A 15,769-nucleotide genomic window follows, 5' to 3' on the forward strand; every position below is an offset into this window, starting at 1 on the left:
TTAGAAATAGCCTTGACGTTTCTTGTCTTCCATCGAACCGGCGCCATCGTGGTCGATGACCCGGCCCTGGCGCTCGGAAGTTCGCGTCAGGAGCATTTCCTGAATGATGTCGGTCAGGCTCTCGGCCTCCGACTCCACCGCGCCCGTCAACGGGTAGCAGCCAAGGGTACGGAAACGCACTTTCTTCTTGACGATCCGGGCCTTCTCTTCCTCGCTGAGGTGCTCGAGGATGCGATCGTCGTCGATCATGATCAGCGTGCCGTTTTTCTCGATCACGTCACGCTCGGCAGCGAAGTACAGCGGCACGATCGGGATGCCTTCCAGGTAGATGTACTGCCAGATGTCCAGCTCGGTCCAGTTCGACAGGGGGAACACGCGAATGGACTCGCCCTTGTTGACCTTGCCGTTGTAGACGTTCCACAGCTCGGGGCGCTGGTTCTTCGGGTCCCAGCGGTGCTTGCTGTCACGGAACGAGTAGACACGTTCCTTGGCACGCGACTTCTCTTCGTCGCGGCGCGCGCCACCGAAGGCGGCGTCGAAGCCGTACTTGTCCAGCGCCTGTTTCAGGCCCTGGGTTTTCATGATGTCGGTGTGCTTGGAGCTGCCGTGGGTGAACGGGTTGATGCCCTGGGCCACGCCTTCGGGGTTGACGTGCACCAGCAGGTCCAGGCCCAGTTCTTCGACCATGCGGTCACGGAACTTGTACATCTCCTGAAACTTCCACTGGGTGTCCACGTGCATGACCGGGAACGGCAGCTTGCCTGGGAAGAACGCCTTGCGTGCCAGGTGCAGCATCACGGCAGAGTCTTTACCGATGGAGTAGAGCATCACCGGGTTATCGAACTCGGCAGCCACCTCACGGATGATGTGGATGCTCTCTGCCTCCAACTGTTTCAAATGCGTCAGTTTGTCGACCATGGCTACTCACGGAATTACATTCGTTATGGACGGCCTGCGGGCCGTGTTCGAGCCGCCCACTCTAGCACAGCGGCCTCTTCTATCTAATTGGGTGGTTAGAACGAAGCAGTATAAGAATATGCCCGCAGGTTTGGCGCAGCCCGGCATCCCACCCGGACGCAGCCCTTTGCAGAACCGGGCGACTTCAGATCGGGTTGGGGCAATCGATGAAGATGTGCTCCACGGCGAAGCGCCGGGCCAGGTAGTCGCCCAAAGCCTGGACGCCATAGCGCTCGGTGGCATGGTGGCCGGCGGCGATGAAGCTGACGCCGTTTTCCCGGGCGCTGTGGAAGGTCTGCTCCGAGGCCTCGCCGCTGATGTACAGGTCGACACCCGCGGCGATCGCCTGGTCGATGTAGCCCTGACCACCGCCCGTGCACCAGCCCACCCGTCGGATCATCTCCTGGCCTTCGATCAACAGGGGTTCACGGCCCAGGGCTTCCTGCACCCGGCGGGCAAAGTCGCGGGCGGTCACGGGCTCGACCAACGAACCCACCAGGCCCACCACGCGCGGGTTGTCCGGGTCCAGCGGCCCTTCCACGGTGATGTCCAGCTGGCGCGCCAACTGCACGTTGTTGCCCACTTCCGGGTGCAGGTCCAGGGGCAGGTGGTAGGCCAACAGGCTGATGTCGTGCTTGAGCAGGGTTTTCAGGCGCCGCTGCTTCATGCCGACCACGCAGGGGTTTTCGCCCTTCCAGAAATAGCCATGGTGCACCAGCACCAGGTCCGCCCCAGCTTCCACCGCCGCGTCCAGCAGCGCCTGGCTGGCGGTCACGCCACTGACGATGCGCATCACCTGCGGACGGCCTTCCACCTGCAGGCCATTGGGGCAATAATCCTGGATTTTTCCGCTGCTGAGGTAGCGATCGGCTTCCTCCACCAGTGTGCTCAGTGCAACAGCCATAAAAGACTCCTAAATAGGCAGTTCAGAGCGGCGCAAGCCCTCGTATAATGGCGCCCATTATGAGCCTCCCCCACGCCCTGGGGAATGGCTCGCGCTCCTTAGCAAATTCCCAGGATCCGTTAAATGTTCAAGGCACTGCGTTATTTTGGCTGGCCGCTGCTGACTGGTTTACTCATCGCCTTGCTGATCATTCAGCGTTTCCCGCAACTGGTGGGCTTGCCCAGCCAGGACGTCAACCTGCAACAAGTGGCCCAGAGTTCCTCCAGCGTGGTCCAGGGCCCCGTCACCTATGCCGACGCCGTGGTGCTGGCGGCCCCCGCCGTGGTCAACCTGTACACCACCAAGGTCGCGAACAAGACCAGCCACCCCTTGTTCGAAGACCCGCAATTTCGCCGCTTCTTCGGCGACAACCTGCCCAAGCAGCGGCGCATGGAGTCAAGCCTCGGTTCGGGCGTGATCATGAGCCCCGAAGGCTACCTGCTGACCAACAACCACGTGGTGGCCAACGCCGACCAGATCGTGGTGGCCCTCAAGGACGGCCGTGAAACCCTGGCCCGGGTGATCGGCAGCGACCCGGAGACGGACCTGGCGGTGCTCAAGATCGACCTGCAGAACCTGCCCTCTATCACCATCGGCCGCTCCGACACCATCCGCATCGGGGACGTGGCGCTGGCCATCGGCAACCCGTTCGGCGTCGGCCAGACCGTGACCATGGGCATCATCAGCGCCACGGGCCGCAACCAATTGGGCCTGAACACCTATGAAGACTTCATCCAGACTGACGCCGCCATCAACCCGGGCAACTCTGGTGGCGCGCTGGTGGACGCCAACGGCAACCTGACCGGTATCAACACGGCCATCTTCTCCAAGTCCGGTGGCTCCCAGGGCATCGGCTTCGCCATCCCGATCAAGCTGGCGCTGGAGGTGATGAAATCGATCATCGAGCACGGCCAGGTGATCCGCGGCTGGCTGGGCATCGAAGTACAGCCCCTGACCCAGGAGCTGGCCGATTCCTTCGGCCTGAAAGACCGGCCCGGCATCGTCGTCGCTGGCATCTTCCGCGACGGCCCGGCGCAGAAAGCCGGCCTGCAACTGGGCGACGTCATCCTGAGCATCGACGGCCAGCCAGCCGGTGACGGGCGCAAGTCCATGAATCAGGTGGCGCGCACCAAGCCGAACGACCGCATCGAGATCCAGATCATGCGCAATGGCAAGGAGAAGAAACTCACCGCCGAAGTGGGCCTGCGGCCGCCACCGGCGCCGAGTGCCACGGAAGAAGTGCAGTAACGATAAAGCCCGCGAACGCGGGCTTTTTCATGGACTGAGCGGGACGGAGATTGCCGCCGACAAACTGTGTGCGATTGAACATGGCGCGCCCAAGAGCATGCCGCCATTAGGCCATCTGTAAGATATGACAGTTGTCGCCATATTGTTCTGACTCGAAGATCACCTGGCAGTCGTTCCTAAAACCACTATGGCCAGGAAAATGAAATGACAAATTCATCATCGCAAAAAAAATCGCACAATGCTCACTCAGCCGAACACTCGGACGCTTCGCTCCGCATCGACAACCTGATTAAAAATAATAATTTTGATGACGGTTTTGATCACTGGGAAGTTGATGACAAGGGCGACCCCGACAATTGCAAAACCGTAAACGGCAGCGCCGAGCTGAAAAACCAGGGCACCATTGCCCAGCAGGTTGAGGTCGCGTCAGCAGCACCCTATACCCTGCGCTTCAAATCCGCGGGCATTGGGGCGAACCTCGCCGAAATAGTGGAAAATGGAGTCGTTACCCAAACCGCTAATCCCCAGGGGGGGGATTTCAAGCTTAGTTTCGTGACCCGTGAAAGTACTGCATCGTTGCAGGCCCGCTTCACTGGCCTAAATGCGACACCCTTTTATCTTAACGAAATTCTACTGTTCAGGGACGTGCCTGACCTGGAAGAACGAGTTCGCAATGGTGAATTTGATTTCGGTGGTGAAGGCTGGACGACTCAAGGCACAGTACGCTTCTACGACGGGCTGTGCGTGGCACAGAACAATGCTCATGTGACTCAAACTATTCGCGATTTAGTCCCTGGAGCCACTTACGAATTCCACTGCACCACCCAGCCTTTTTCACCATTTTATTTCGGTGAAGTCTATATCAGATTCGATGGGCCTGAGGGACCATCGGAACAACCGATTTTTGCAATCAGGGAAGATGAGCGTATATACCGACATCCCCTTATGGTCACCCGTGACACGTTGACCTTGGTGCTTGTGGGTTCCGACGTTGCCTTCGATAGCATTTCGATCAAACGCGTCAGCGTTGGCTAATGCCCATCATCCCGCCGAGCGGGCCATAGCCGCTTTCTAAAGCGGCTACGGCCCAGCGGTTACAGCGCGTCGAGCAGCGCCTGATTCTGTTCGGGCGTACCGATGCTGATGCGCAGGAACTGGGCAATGCGCGGCTGTTTGAAGTGGCGCACGATCACGCCCTTTTCCCGCACTTTCGCCGCGATCGCAGCGGCATCCTGTTGCGAATGGCGGGCGAAGATGAAGTTCGCGGCAGACGGTAGCACCTCGAAACCACGCTGGGTCAGTTCGGCCACCAGCTTCTCGCGGCTGTCGATCACCAGCTGGCAGGTGCGCTCGAAGTATTCGCGGTCCTTGAACGAAGCCGCACCACCGACAATCGCCAGGCGGTCCAGCGGGTAGGAGTTGAAGCTGTTCTTGACCCGCTCCAGCGCCTCGATCAGGTCCGGGTGGCCAACGGCCAGGCCAACCCGCAGGCCGGCCAGGGACCGCGACTTGGACAGGGTCTGGGTCACGAGCAGGTTGGGGTAGCGGTTGACCAGGGCGATCGCGGTCTCGCCGCCGAAGTCGATGTAGGCCTCGTCGACCACCACTACCGAATCCGGGCTGTTCTTCACCAGTTGCTCCACAGCGTCCAGTGCCAGCACGCAACCAGTAGGCGCGTTCGGGTTGGGGAAGATGATGCCGCCATTGGGGCGGGCATAGTCTTCGACGCGGATCTGGAACTGCTCATCCAGCGCCACCGGCGCCGAGGCAATGCCGTAGAGACCACAATACACCGGGTAGAAGCTATAGCTGATGTCCGGGAACAGCAGCGGCAGGTCGTGCTGGAACAGGCCGTGGAAGATGTGCGCCAGCACTTCGTCCGAGCCGTTGCCCAGGAACACCTGGTTGGGCTGAACGCCGTAGAACTCGCACACGGCCTGTTTGAGCAGGTCGCTGTTGGGGTCCGGGTACAGGCGCAGGTTGTCACCCAACTCGGCACGCATCGCTTCTATGGCCTTGGGCGACGGGCCATAAGGGTTTTCGTTGGTGTTGAGCTTCACCAGGTTGGCGACCTTGGGCTGTTCGCCCGGCACGTAGGGCACCAGTTCCTTGACGAAGGGGCTCCAGAATTTGCTCATGTCTCAGTTCCCTTGCTGGTCGTCGGCGAGAATGCGGTATTCGGCGCTGCGAGCGTGGGCACTCAGCGACTCACCGCGGGCCAGGATCGAAGCGGTCTTGCCCAACTCGGATGCACCCTGCTGCGAGCAGAAGATGATCGACGAACGCTTCTGGAAGTCATACACGCCCAGCGGCGAGGAGAAACGCGCGGTACCGGACGTCGGCAGCACGTGGTTGGGGCCCGCGCAATAGTCGCCCAAGGCCTCGCTGGTGTGGCGGCCCATGAAAATGGCGCCAGCGTGGCGGATCTTCGGCAACCAGGCTTGCGGGTCAGCCACCGACAGCTCCAGGTGCTCGGGGGCGATACGGTTGGCCACTTCGATGGCCTGTTCCATGTCCGCCACCTTGATCAGGGCACCGCGGCCATTGATCGACGTATTGATGATCTCGGCACGGTCCATGGTGGGCAGCAGCTTGTCGATGCTGGCGGCCACCTTGTCGAGAAACTCTGCGTCAGGGCTGACCAGGATGGCCTGTGCGTCTTCGTCGTGCTCTGCCTGGGAGAACAGGTCCATGGCGATCCAGTCCGGGTCGGTCTGGCCGTCGCATACCACAAGGATCTCGGACGGGCCGGCGATCATGTCGATGCCCACCTGGCCAAACACGTGGCGCTTGGCGGTGGCCACGTAGATGTTGCCGGGGCCCACCACCTTGTCGACCTGCGGCACGCTCTCGGTACCGTAGGCCAGCGCGGCCACGGCCTGGGCGCCACCGATGGTGAACACCCGGTCGACACCGGCGATGCACGCGGCGGCCAGTACCAGTTCGTTGACCTCACCACGCGGCGTAGGCACCACCATGACCACTTCGGTCACGCCGGCGACCTTGGCCGGAATGGCGTTCATCAGCACCGAGGACGGGTACGACGCCTTGCCGCCCGGCACATACAGGCCAGCGCGGTCCAGCGGGGTGACCTTCTGGCCCAGCACGGTGCCGTCGGCCTCGGTGTAGCTCCACGAGTCCTGCTTCTGCTTCTCGTGGTAGCTGCGCACGCGGTCGGCGGCTTTTTCCAGGGCCTGGCGCTGCTCGGGGGTGATGCGGGTCAGGGCCAGCTCCAGGCGCTCACGGCCCAGGATCAGGTCAGCCATGGAGGCCACCTGCAAGCCATCGAAACGCTGGGTGAACTCCACCAGCGCCGCATCGCCGCGCTCGCGCACCGCCTTGATGATGTCGAGCACGCGCTGGTTGACCGAGTCGTCGGACACGCTTTCCCAGCTCAGCAGATGATCCAGATGGCGCGCGAAGTCCGGATCAGTGGCGTTGAGTCGACGGATTGCTGTGGACGTGGTCATAGCGGGCCTCAATAGTTGGCGAATGCTGAAAATAGCAAATCTCAGGCGCCGCTAGACTACCAAGCCATCCGCGTGGGCACCTGAGAATTCTGGCTATGACACGGATAGATGGGCACGGCTCAAGGCCGCGCATGTGGGTCAGCCGCGGTGTCGCGACTCCACCGCCTTGCGCAGGGTATCGATCAGTGACTGGATGCGGGCGTGCTGCATCTTCATCGACGCCTTGTTCACCACCAGGCGCGAGCTGATGGTGGCGATCAGCTCCTGGGGCTCCAGGCCGTTGGCACGCAGGGTGTTGCCGGTGTCGACCACATCGATGATCTTGTCGGCCAGGCCCACCAGCGGGGCCAGCTCCATGGAGCCGTACAGCTTGATGATGTCGACCTGGCGGCCCTGTTCGGCGTAGTAGCGCTTGGCGACGTTGACGAACTTGGTGGCCACGCGCAGGCGGCCCTTGGGCTCTGGGGCACCAATGGCACCGGCGGTCATCAGTTTGCACTGGGCAATCTGCAGGTCCAGTGGCTCGTACAGCCCCTGGCCGGTGTATTCCATGAGCACGTCCTTGCCGGCGACACCGAGGTCGGCGGCGCCATGCTCGACGTAGGTCGGCACGTCGGTGGCACGCACGATCAGCAGGCGCACATCGTCCTGGGTCGTGGGGATGATCAGCTTGCGGCTCTTATCCGGATTCTCGGTCGGAACAATGCCCGCCTCTGCCAGCAGTGGCAGGGTGTCATCGAGAATGCGGCCCTTGGACAGCGCGATGGTCAACATGGAAAACGTCTTTCCTTAATCAGGATTGTGCCCGGTCGCAACCGGCGCCGGGCCACTGCCGGCCCCCTGGGGGCCCGGCTGGACAGATTCATGGGGCGCGTCCCTGCGCCCGAAAACAGCTTAGCCCGGTACGCGACGGATCTTGGCGCCCAGCATCTGCAGTTTTTCCTCGATGCACTCGTAACCACGGTCGATGTGGTAGATGCGGTCGATCAGGGTGTCACCGTCGGCCACGAGGGCCGAGATCACCAGGCTGGCCGAGGCACGCAGGTCGGTAGCCATCACTGGCGCGCCCTTGAGCTTCTCGGTACCGGTGACGATGGCGGTGTTGCCTTCCACCTGGATGTGCGCGCCCATGCGGTGCATTTCATACACGTGCATGAAGCGGTTCTCGAAGATGGTCTCGATGACCGCGCCAGTGCCTTCGGCAATGGCGTTCAGGGAGATGAACTGCGCCTGCATGTCGGTCGGGAAAGCCGGGTACGGCGCGGTGCGCACATTGACGGCCTTCGGACGCTTGCCATGCATGTTCAGCTCGATCCAGTCTTCACCGGTGGTGATCTGGGCGCCGGCTTCCTTGAGTTTTTCCAGCACGGCTTCAAGGATGGTCGGATCGGTGTCCTTGACCTTCACGCGGCCACCGGTGGCGGCGGCAGCCACCAGGTAGGTGCCGGTCTCGATACGGTCGGGCATCACCTTGTAGGTGGCCGAGTCCAGGCGCTTGACGCCATCGATGGTGATGGTGTCGGTGCCGGCACCGTGGATCTTGGCGCCCATGGCGATCAGGAAGTTGGCCAGGTCGACCACTTCCGGCTCACGCGCGGCGTTCTGCAGCACGCTGCGGCCATTGGCCAGGGCCGCGGCCATCATGATGTTCTCGGTACCGGTCACGCTGACGGTGTCGAAGAAGAAGTTCGCGCCGCGCAGGCCGCCTTCCGGCGCCTTGGCCTTGATGTAGCCGCCTTCCACGTCGATGACCGCGCCCATGGCTTCAAGGCCACGGATGTGCAGGTCTACCGGGCGCGAACCAATAGCGCAACCGCCAGGCAGGGCCACTTCGGCCTCGCCGAAACGGGCGACCATGGGGCCCAGCACCAGGATCGAGGCACGCATGGTTTTCACCAGCTCGTACGGTGCGACCAGGGTCTTGATGGTGCGCGGGTCGATCTCGACCGACAGTTTCTCGTCGATCACAGGCTCGATGCCCATGCGGCCGAACAGCTCGATCATCGTGGTGATGTCGTGCAGGTGCGGCAGGTTCGCCACGGTCACCGGGCCATCGGCCAGCAGCGTGGCCGCCAGAATCGGCAGGGCAGAGTTCTTCGCCCCGGAAATACGGATTTCGCCATCAAGACGAACGCCGCCAGTAATAATCAGTTTGTCCATAAGAATCTCGACGCCCTCAGGCTCAGGTGCGCTCAGCCCAGGCTGCGCTGCTGAAAAATTTCATTGTGACCGCATGAATGCTGCCATCGACGATCCAGGGATTGAGATGAGCATAGATCTGCTGCTGACGCTTGACCGGGCTCAGTGCGGCCAGCTCGTCGCTGATCACGTTCAATTGGAAGTTGCAGCCTTCGCCTTCAACTTCGACCTGGACATTTGCCAGTTTTTCTTCAAGAAAACGCTTAACTTCTACGGCCTGCATGCTCAACCTCGATCGGCGCCCTGTGCGCGCGGGTCGGCCATCATACAAAAAAAGCCCCTCGCCTGCGAACCCTGGTTAACAGGACTCTGACGGAGGGGCTTGTTCATTGTGCCTGATTGCTCACGCCGCGGATAAAATTCCGCTCAGTTGGCACACCTCGGCGATCTGCTGCATGTCCCGCGGCAGGGCCCTGAAAGTCAGGGTCTTGCCACAGGCGATGGCCTCACGCCGCAGGCACAGCAGCAGGGACAGGCCCACGCTGCTGGACTTGACCACGCCGGCGCAGTCCAGCACCAGGGCGGTGCCGGGGCTGGCCTTGACCAGGGCCTGGCCCTGCTTGCGCAAGGCGGTGCCCGTGCTGTAGTCCAGCACGCCGGTCAGCAGCAGCTCGCCGCCGGCGCCCTGGCTGATGGCGGCGTCGGTCATTGGGCAGCACCAGTGCCCTTCTCGGCCTTGGCCTTGGCCACTTCGCCGGCCCAGCCGTCGATGGTCTTGTCCAGGTTGTTGCCATTGCGCTGCATGGCATCGGCGAACTGGTCACGGAACAGCTTGCCCAGGTTGATGCCGTTGACGATGACGTTACGCACTTTCCATTCGCCGTTCAGCTTCACCAGGGTGTACTGCACGGGGTAGACGGCGCCATTGGTGCCCTTGACGGTCATGTCGACGCTGGTGCGGTCACCCTCGTCGCCCTTGGCCGGGCCCACGGTGATGCCCTGGTTGTTGTATTCCAGCAGCGCGTTGCCATAGAACTGCATCAGGCCTTTCTTGAAGTTCTCCTCGAAGCGCTTGACCTGGTCAGGGGTGGCGTTGTGCGAGTACTTGACGGTCATGATGCTCTTGGAAATACCGTCGGCATCGACCACAGGGCCAATGATGGTGTTCAGCGCGTCATAGAACTTGCTTGGATCGGTCTTGTACTGCTCTTTGTTCGCGGCCAGGTCGGCCAGCAGTTCCTTGGTGGTGCGATCCACAAGGTCATGGGCCGACTGGTCGGCAGCAGTGGCCAGCAGCGGCATGCAGGCCAGCAGTACGAGCAGGCCACGTCGCAGGATGGACATCATGGAGTAACTCCTCATTTGGCGTCTTTGTTAACGGTATTGAGCAGGAATTTGCCGATCAGATCTTCCAGTACAAGGGACGACTGGGTGTCATGAATGGTTCCGCCGTCGGTGAGCAGCTTGTCATCGCCCCCCACGCTCAGGCCGATGTATTTCTCGCCCAGCAGGCCAGCCGTCAGGATGGAAGCGGTGGAGTCGACCGGCAGGTTGTTGACCTTCTTGTCGACCTGCATGGTGACGCGGCCAGTGAAGTTGTCGCGGTCCAGGTCAATGGCCGTGACCTTGCCGACGGTGACGCCAGCCATGGTGACCTTGGCGCGGACGGTCAGGCCGGCGATGTTGTCGAAGTACGCATACAGCTTGTAGGTGTCGTTGGCAGCGCTGGTGGACAGGCCGCTGACACGCAGGGCCAGCAGAATCAACGCCAGTATCCCGGCCAGCAAAAACATGCCGACACCGATTTCCAGGGTGCGGTTTTGCATCAGAAATCTCCAAACATCAAAGCGGTCAGAATAAAGTCCAGGCCCAGGATGGCCAGCGAGGCGTACACCACGGTCTTGGTGGTGGCACGGCTGATCCCCTCTGAAGTGGGCTCGCAGTCGTACCCCTGAAACACGGCGATCCACGTCACCACGAAGGCGAACACGACACTCTTGATCACGCCGTTGACGACATCGTCGGTAAAGCTGACGCTGTTCTGCATGTTGGCCCAGAACGAACCGTCATACACGCCCAGCCAGTCGATGGCGACCCACGAACCACCCCAGATACCGACCACGCTGAAAATGATGGCCAGGATCGGCAGGGAAATGAAACCGGCCCACAAGCGCGGCGCGGCGATGTATTTGAGCGGGTCCACGCCGATCATTTCCAGGCTCGACAACTGCTCGGTGGACTTCATGTTGCCTATTTCGGCGGTCAGCGCCGAACCGGCGCGCCCTGCGAACAGCAACGCGGTGACCACCGGCCCCAGTTCACGCAGCAGGGTAAGCGCAACCATCTGCCCCACGGCCTGCTCGGAACCGTACTTGGTGAGGATGCTGAACCCCTGCAGGGCCAGCACCATGCCGATGAACATGCCGGACACGACGATGATCAGCAGCGACATCACGCCCACCGAGTACAACTGCTTGACCAGCAGTTGAAAGCCACCGCCGATACCCCGGCGGCCGACCAGCGCATGCAGCAAAAACAGCCCGGAGCGCCCCAGCACCGCCACCATGTCGATGGCCGCGCGGCCGAACAGGCGAATGCGTTCCAGCAGTGATTTCTTGCGCATCAGCGCGTCCCCAGAAGATCGGCGCGGTAGTCCGGCGCCGGGAAATGGAAAGGAACCGGCCCATCGGGGTCGCCTTTCATGAATTGACGGATGCGCGGGTTGTCGGCGGCCATCAGCTCCTGCGGCGTGCCCTGGCCCAGCACCTGGCCATCGCCGACCACATAGATGTAGTCGGCGATGCTGGCGGTTTCCGCCAGGTCATGGGACACCACGATGCTGGTAATGCCCAGCGCGTCGTTGAGCAGACGAATCAGGCGCACCAGTACCCCCATCGCGATGGGGTCCTGGCCCACGAACGGCTCGTCGTACATGAGGATCTGCGGGTCCATGGCGATGGCCCGGGCCAGTGCCACGCGGCGCTTCATGCCGCCGGACAGCTCGTCGGGCATCAGTTCCACCGCGCCGCGCAGGCCCACGGCCTGCAACTTCATCAGCACGATGTCGCGGATCATGTCGTCGGGCAGGTCGGTGTGCACCCGCAGCGGGAACGCCACGTTCTCGAACACGTCGAGGTCGGTGAACAGCGCGCCGCTCTGGAACAGCACGCCCATGTGCTTGCGCGCATCGAACAACGCGCTGCGCGACAGGGTCGGCAGGTCCTGGCCGTTGACCAGTACCTGGCCGGCGCTGGGGCGCAGCTGCGCGCCCATCAGGCGCAGCAGCGTGGTCTTGCCGCAGCCGGAAGGTCCCATGATACCGGTGACCTTGCCGCGTGGAATGCGGATATCGACATTATTGAAGATACTCCGCGAGCCGCGCTTGAAGGAAACACCCTTCAGCTCGACCGCGTAGTCATTATCGGCACTCATCTAAACTCCTTGCGATGCAGCCTGTCCTCGGACGCTTCCCCCTGTCACGAAGACACGCGCGCTTCTGGCGGGCCAACTGGCGGCGAACTATATCACCCCTGACACACCCGCCCCAAGGCCGTCGAACCAGTGGTTGAGCAACAAGACATTTAAAGGTTGACGATCGAACGTGAGGGTTTCGCTCAATACCGCTATAATCGCCGCCTTTTCATCGGGCAATACGTTTTCGACATGAGCCAATCCAGCGACCTGATCCAATCGGCACAACGCACTATCCGCCTTGAACTCGAGGCGGTAGAAGGCCTGCTGGCCAATATCAATGCCGATTTCGTCCGTGCCTGCGAGCTGATTCTGGCCAGCAAGGGCCGCGTGGTGGTGGTCGGCATGGGCAAGTCCGGGCATATCGGCAACAAGATCGCCGCCACCCTGGCAAGCACCGGCACCACGGCGTTTTTCGTGCACCCGGCCGAAGCGAGCCATGGCGACATGGGCATGATCACCGGCGACGACATCATTCTGGCCCTGTCCAATTCGGGCTCCACGGCCGAGATCGTCACCCTGCTGCCGCTGATCAAGCGCCTGGGCATTCAACTGATCAGCCTCACCGGCAACCCCGATTCGCCGCTGGCCAAGGCTGCCGAAGTCAACCTGGACGCTCGCGTTGCTCACGAAGCCTGCCCGCTGAACCTGGCGCCCACCTCGTCCACCACCGCGGCCCTGGTGCTGGGCGACGCCTTGGCCATTGCCCTGCTGGAAGCCCGCGGCTTCACCGCCGAGGACTTCGCCTTCTCGCACCCCGGTGGTGCCCTGGGCCGCCGCCTGCTGCTCAAGGTGGAGAACGTGATGCATGCCGGCGACGAACTGCCGCAGGTGCAACGCGGCACCCTGCTCAAGGACGCGCTCATGGAAATGACCCGCAAGGGCCTGGGCATGACCGTGGTACTGGAGGCCGATGGCCGCCTGGCCGGGATCTTCACCGACGGTGACCTGCGCCGCACCCTGGACAAGGCCATCGACGTGCACAGCGCGCGCATCGAGCAGGTCATGACACCGCATGGCAAGACCGCCCGCGCCGAGATGCTGGCCGCCGAAGCCCTGAAGATCATGGAAGACCACAAGATCAGCGCGCTGGTGGTGGTCGACAAGGAAGACCGCCCCGTGGGCGCCCTGAACATGCACGACCTGTTGCGTGCGGGAGTGATGTAAATGACCCAGAACCTGCTGCAACGCGGCCAGGCCGTGAAGCTGGCCGTTTTCGACGTCGACGGCGTACTGACCGACGGTCGTTTGTACTTCCTGGAAGACGGCAGCGAACTCAAGACCTTCAATACCCTGGATGGCCAGGGTATCAAGATGCTGATCAACTCGGGGGTGGCCACCGCCATCATCACCGGGCGCAAGAACCCCATCGTCGAGCGCCGGGCCAAGAGCCTGGGCATCGCCCACCTGTTCCAGGGCCGCGAAGACAAATTGGTGGTATTGGACGAGCTTCTGGCGCAACTGGGCCTAAGCTATGAACAGGTAGCCTACCTGGGCGATGACCTGCCCGACCTGGCGCCTATTCGCCGCGTCGGCCTGGGCATGGCGGTGGCCAACGCCACGCCATTCGTGCGCGAACATGCCGACGGCGTCACCCAGGCCCGTGGCGGCGAAGGCGCCGCCCGCGAGTTCTGCGAGCTGATCCTGCGCGCCCAAGGCAACCTCGAAGCGGCCTTGGCCGCCTATTTATAGAGTTTCCCATGCCGAGCAAAAAACTGCGCAACCTACTGCTGTTCTGCGTCATCGTGGCGATCTTCGTCTCGGTCGGCTATTGGAACATCAACCCGGACACCTTCCTCGAAAAGCCCGCCGCGGCCATCGACGACAGTGCCATCGACTATTACGCCATCAACGCCCACAGCGTGCAGTACCTGCCGGATGGGGGCGTGCAATACCGCATGACCGCCGACAAGGTCGAGCACATGCAGGCCAGCCAGATCACCAAGGTGACGAACCCGGACATGAACCTGTACCGTGGCACCGTATACCCATGGCATGTGACCAGCGACAAGGGCGAAGTGAACCCGGACGGCACCCAGGTCGAGCTTATCGACAACGTGCGCATCGCCCGTACCGACCAGAAAGACCGCCCTACCCTGATTACCAGCACACGCATGACGGTATTCCCACAACAGCAATATGCGCAGACAGACCGAGACGTTAGAATCGACGGCGCCGGTGGCGTCTCTACGGGCAAGGGCATGAAGGCATATTTGAAAGACAGCAAGATCAACTTGCTGTCCAACGTAAGAGGATTGTATGAGGCTCGTTAAAACCCTCCCTTTATTGCTCTCCCTGGGCTCTGCACTGGGGAGCGTTAGCGCCTGGGCACTGCCAACGGACCGCGACCAACCGATCCACATCCAGTCCGACGATGCGCAACTGGATGACAAGCAGGGCGTGGCTGTCTACAAGGGCAATGTGATCATTACCCAAGGCACCATGAAGATCACCGGCAACACCGTGACCATCACCCGAAACGCGCAGGGCGACGTGGACACCTTCACCTCCGTGGGCAACCTGGCCTACTACGAGCAGAAGCCGGCCATCGACAAGCCGATCGTGCAGGGTTGGGGCAAGACCATCCAGTACCAGTCGGCGCTGAACCACATCACCCTGATCGACCAGGCCAAGGTGGTGAACGACGGCAATACCTCCGAAGGTGAGAAGATCATCTACGACACCGTCAAGCAGGTGGTCAACGCTGGCCGTGCCAATGGCACCAAGATCACGGCGCCGCGTCCACGGATCGACATGGTCATCCAGCCGAAAAGCAAAACCGACCAGCAGCAGGGCAAGTAATGGCGACTCTCAAAGCCCAGCACCTGGCCAAGGCCTACAAGGGCCGGCAAGTGGTGCGTGACGTCAGCATGTCCATCGAAAGCGGGCAGATCGTCGGCCTGCTGGGGCCCAACGGCGCCGGCAAGACCACCTGCTTCTACATGATCGTCGGCCTGGTGCAGGCGGACCAGGGTCGCGTGCTCATCGACGACCTGGACGTCAGCCACCAGCCGATGCACGGCCGCGCACGCTCCGGTATCGGCTACCTGCCACAGGAAGCCTCGATCTTCCGCAAGCTGTCGGTGTCGGACAACATCATGGCGATCCTGGAGACGCGCAAGGAGCTGGACAAGCCCGGGCGCCTCAAGGAGCTGGAAAGCCTGCTGCAGGAGTTCCACATCACCCATATTCGCGACAACCTGGGCATGAGCCTGTCCGGTGGTGAGCGGCGCCGAGTGGAAATCGCCCGCGCCCTGGCCACCGCGCCCAAGTTCATCCTGCTGGACGAACCGTTCGCCGGTGTCGACCCGATTTCGGTCGGCGACATCAAGCAGATCATCCACCACCTCAAGAACAAGGGTATCGGGGTGTTGATCACCGACCACAACGTTCGCGAGACACTGGACATCTGCGAAACCGCTTACATCGTCAACGATGGCCAGTTGATCGCCGAGGGCGATGCCGAAACCATCCTGGCAAACCAACTGGTGAAAGAGGTTTACCTCGGTCACGAGTTCCGCCTGTAAAGGCGAGGTGTTTG

The 15,769-nt window shown here is 61.8% G+C and carries 19 protein-coding genes; 7 read left to right on the plus strand and 12 right to left on the minus strand.

Features of this window, described 5'->3' with window-relative positions; genetic code table 11:
• Together cysD and QBK88_RS03160 are read right to left on the minus strand one after the other, a co-directional pair.
• Positions 1–918: a sulfate adenylyltransferase subunit CysD gene (gene cysD, locus QBK88_RS03155; protein WP_268148478.1), complete on the minus strand. Its 918-nt coding sequence runs from the start codon at positions 916–918 to the stop codon at positions 1–3.
• A 184-nt stretch (positions 919–1,102) separates the two neighbouring features.
• Entirely contained in the window at positions 1,103–1,861 is a 759-nt protein-coding gene (locus tag QBK88_RS03160) for a Nif3-like dinuclear metal center hexameric protein (RefSeq protein ID WP_277960873.1), read from the minus strand.
• Between the two features lie 123 nt (positions 1,862–1,984).
• Here QBK88_RS03160 and algW point away from each other — a divergent pair, with 123 nt between their 5' ends.
• Together algW and QBK88_RS03170 are read left to right on the plus strand one after the other, a co-directional pair.
• Positions 1,985–3,148: a Do family serine endopeptidase AlgW gene (algW, locus tag QBK88_RS03165; RefSeq protein WP_277960874.1), complete on the plus strand. Its 1,164-nt coding sequence runs from the start codon at positions 1,985–1,987 to the stop codon at positions 3,146–3,148.
• 204 nt (positions 3,149–3,352) lie between these two features.
• Positions 3,353–4,183, plus strand: coding sequence for a hypothetical protein (locus QBK88_RS03170; RefSeq protein WP_277960875.1), 831 nt, complete (start codon positions 3,353–3,355; stop codon positions 4,181–4,183).
• 59 nt (positions 4,184–4,242) lie between these two features.
• Here the strand turns inward: QBK88_RS03170 and hisC are convergent, their stop codons facing one another.
• The 10 genes from hisC to QBK88_RS03220 all read right to left on the minus strand — a co-directional run bounded on the left by hisC (position 4,243) and on the right by QBK88_RS03220 (position 12,189).
• Positions 4,243–5,286, minus strand: a complete 1,044-nt coding sequence (gene hisC, locus QBK88_RS03175) for a histidinol-phosphate transaminase (protein WP_277960876.1) — start codon at positions 5,284–5,286, stop codon at positions 4,243–4,245.
• A 3-nt stretch (positions 5,287–5,289) separates the two neighbouring features.
• The gene (hisD, locus tag QBK88_RS03180) at positions 5,290–6,618 is read right to left on the minus strand and encodes a histidinol dehydrogenase (RefSeq protein ID WP_277960877.1); all 1,329 of its coding nucleotides are present in this window, start codon (positions 6,616–6,618) and stop codon (positions 5,290–5,292) included.
• A 138-nt stretch (positions 6,619–6,756) separates the two neighbouring features.
• Positions 6,757–7,392 carry an ATP phosphoribosyltransferase gene (gene hisG, locus QBK88_RS03185; protein ID WP_158155224.1) on the minus strand — a complete coding sequence of 212 codons (636 nt, stop codon included), beginning with the start codon at positions 7,390–7,392 and terminating at the stop codon, positions 6,757–6,759.
• Positions 7,393–7,512: 120 nt separating this feature from the next.
• The gene (murA, locus tag QBK88_RS03190; RefSeq protein ID WP_268148469.1) at positions 7,513–8,778 is read right to left on the minus strand and encodes a UDP-N-acetylglucosamine 1-carboxyvinyltransferase; all 1,266 of its coding nucleotides are present in this window, start codon (positions 8,776–8,778) and stop codon (positions 7,513–7,515) included.
• Positions 8,779–8,800: 22 nt separating this feature from the next.
• Positions 8,801–9,040, minus strand: a complete 240-nt coding sequence (locus QBK88_RS03195; RefSeq protein WP_158155220.1) for a BolA family protein — start codon at positions 9,038–9,040, stop codon at positions 8,801–8,803.
• A gap of 120 nt (positions 9,041–9,160) precedes the next feature.
• Positions 9,161–9,466, minus strand: a complete 306-nt coding sequence (locus tag QBK88_RS03200) for an STAS domain-containing protein (RefSeq protein WP_268148467.1) — start codon at positions 9,464–9,466, stop codon at positions 9,161–9,163.
• Complete coding sequence (locus QBK88_RS03205) at positions 9,463–10,104, minus strand: Tgt2/MlaC family protein (protein WP_277960878.1); 642 nt, start codon at positions 10,102–10,104, stop codon at positions 9,463–9,465. The genes QBK88_RS03200 and QBK88_RS03205 overlap by 4 nt, the downstream gene beginning before the upstream one ends.
• Before the next feature lie 11 nt (positions 10,105–10,115).
• Positions 10,116–10,583: an outer membrane lipid asymmetry maintenance protein MlaD gene (mlaD, locus tag QBK88_RS03210; protein WP_277960879.1), complete on the minus strand. Its 468-nt coding sequence runs from the start codon at positions 10,581–10,583 to the stop codon at positions 10,116–10,118.
• Positions 10,583–11,380 carry a lipid asymmetry maintenance ABC transporter permease subunit MlaE gene (gene mlaE / locus QBK88_RS03215; RefSeq protein ID WP_277960880.1) on the minus strand — a complete coding sequence of 266 codons (798 nt, stop codon included), beginning with the start codon at positions 11,378–11,380 and terminating at the stop codon, positions 10,583–10,585. Before mlaE ends, mlaD begins: the two co-directional genes overlap by 1 nt.
• Entirely contained in the window at positions 11,380–12,189 is an 810-nt protein-coding gene (locus QBK88_RS03220) for an ATP-binding cassette domain-containing protein (protein ID WP_268148459.1), read from the minus strand. The genes mlaE and QBK88_RS03220 overlap by 1 nt, the downstream gene beginning before the upstream one ends.
• Positions 12,190–12,420: 231 nt before the next feature.
• Here QBK88_RS03220 and QBK88_RS03225 point away from each other — a divergent pair, with 231 nt between their 5' ends.
• The 5 genes from QBK88_RS03225 to lptB are packed head-to-tail and all read left to right on the plus strand — an operon-like array spanning position 12,421 to position 15,755.
• Positions 12,421–13,395 carry a KpsF/GutQ family sugar-phosphate isomerase gene (locus QBK88_RS03225; protein ID WP_268148457.1) on the plus strand — a complete coding sequence of 325 codons (975 nt, stop codon included), beginning with the start codon at positions 12,421–12,423 and terminating at the stop codon, positions 13,393–13,395.
• Complete coding sequence (locus QBK88_RS03230; RefSeq protein ID WP_268148455.1) at positions 13,396–13,920, plus strand: KdsC family phosphatase; 525 nt, start codon at positions 13,396–13,398, stop codon at positions 13,918–13,920.
• A gap of 8 nt (positions 13,921–13,928) precedes the next feature.
• Positions 13,929–14,501 (plus strand): LPS export ABC transporter periplasmic protein LptC, encoded by a 573-nt coding sequence (lptC, locus tag QBK88_RS03235; protein ID WP_277960881.1) that lies wholly within the window; start codon positions 13,929–13,931, stop codon positions 14,499–14,501.
• Complete coding sequence (gene lptA, locus QBK88_RS03240) at positions 14,488–15,030, plus strand: lipopolysaccharide transport periplasmic protein LptA (protein WP_043300629.1); 543 nt, start codon at positions 14,488–14,490, stop codon at positions 15,028–15,030. The genes lptC and lptA overlap by 14 nt, the downstream gene beginning before the upstream one ends.
• Entirely contained in the window at positions 15,030–15,755 is a 726-nt protein-coding gene (gene lptB, locus QBK88_RS03245; protein WP_277960882.1) for an LPS export ABC transporter ATP-binding protein, read from the plus strand. The genes lptA and lptB overlap by 1 nt, the downstream gene beginning before the upstream one ends.
• Positions 15,756–15,769 lie beyond the last annotated feature (14 nt).

Origin of the sequence: Pseudomonas sp. RIT-To-2, assembly GCF_029623465.1 — a bacterium.
GTDB lineage: Bacteria > Pseudomonadota > Gammaproteobacteria > Pseudomonadales > Pseudomonadaceae > Aquipseudomonas > Aquipseudomonas silvicola.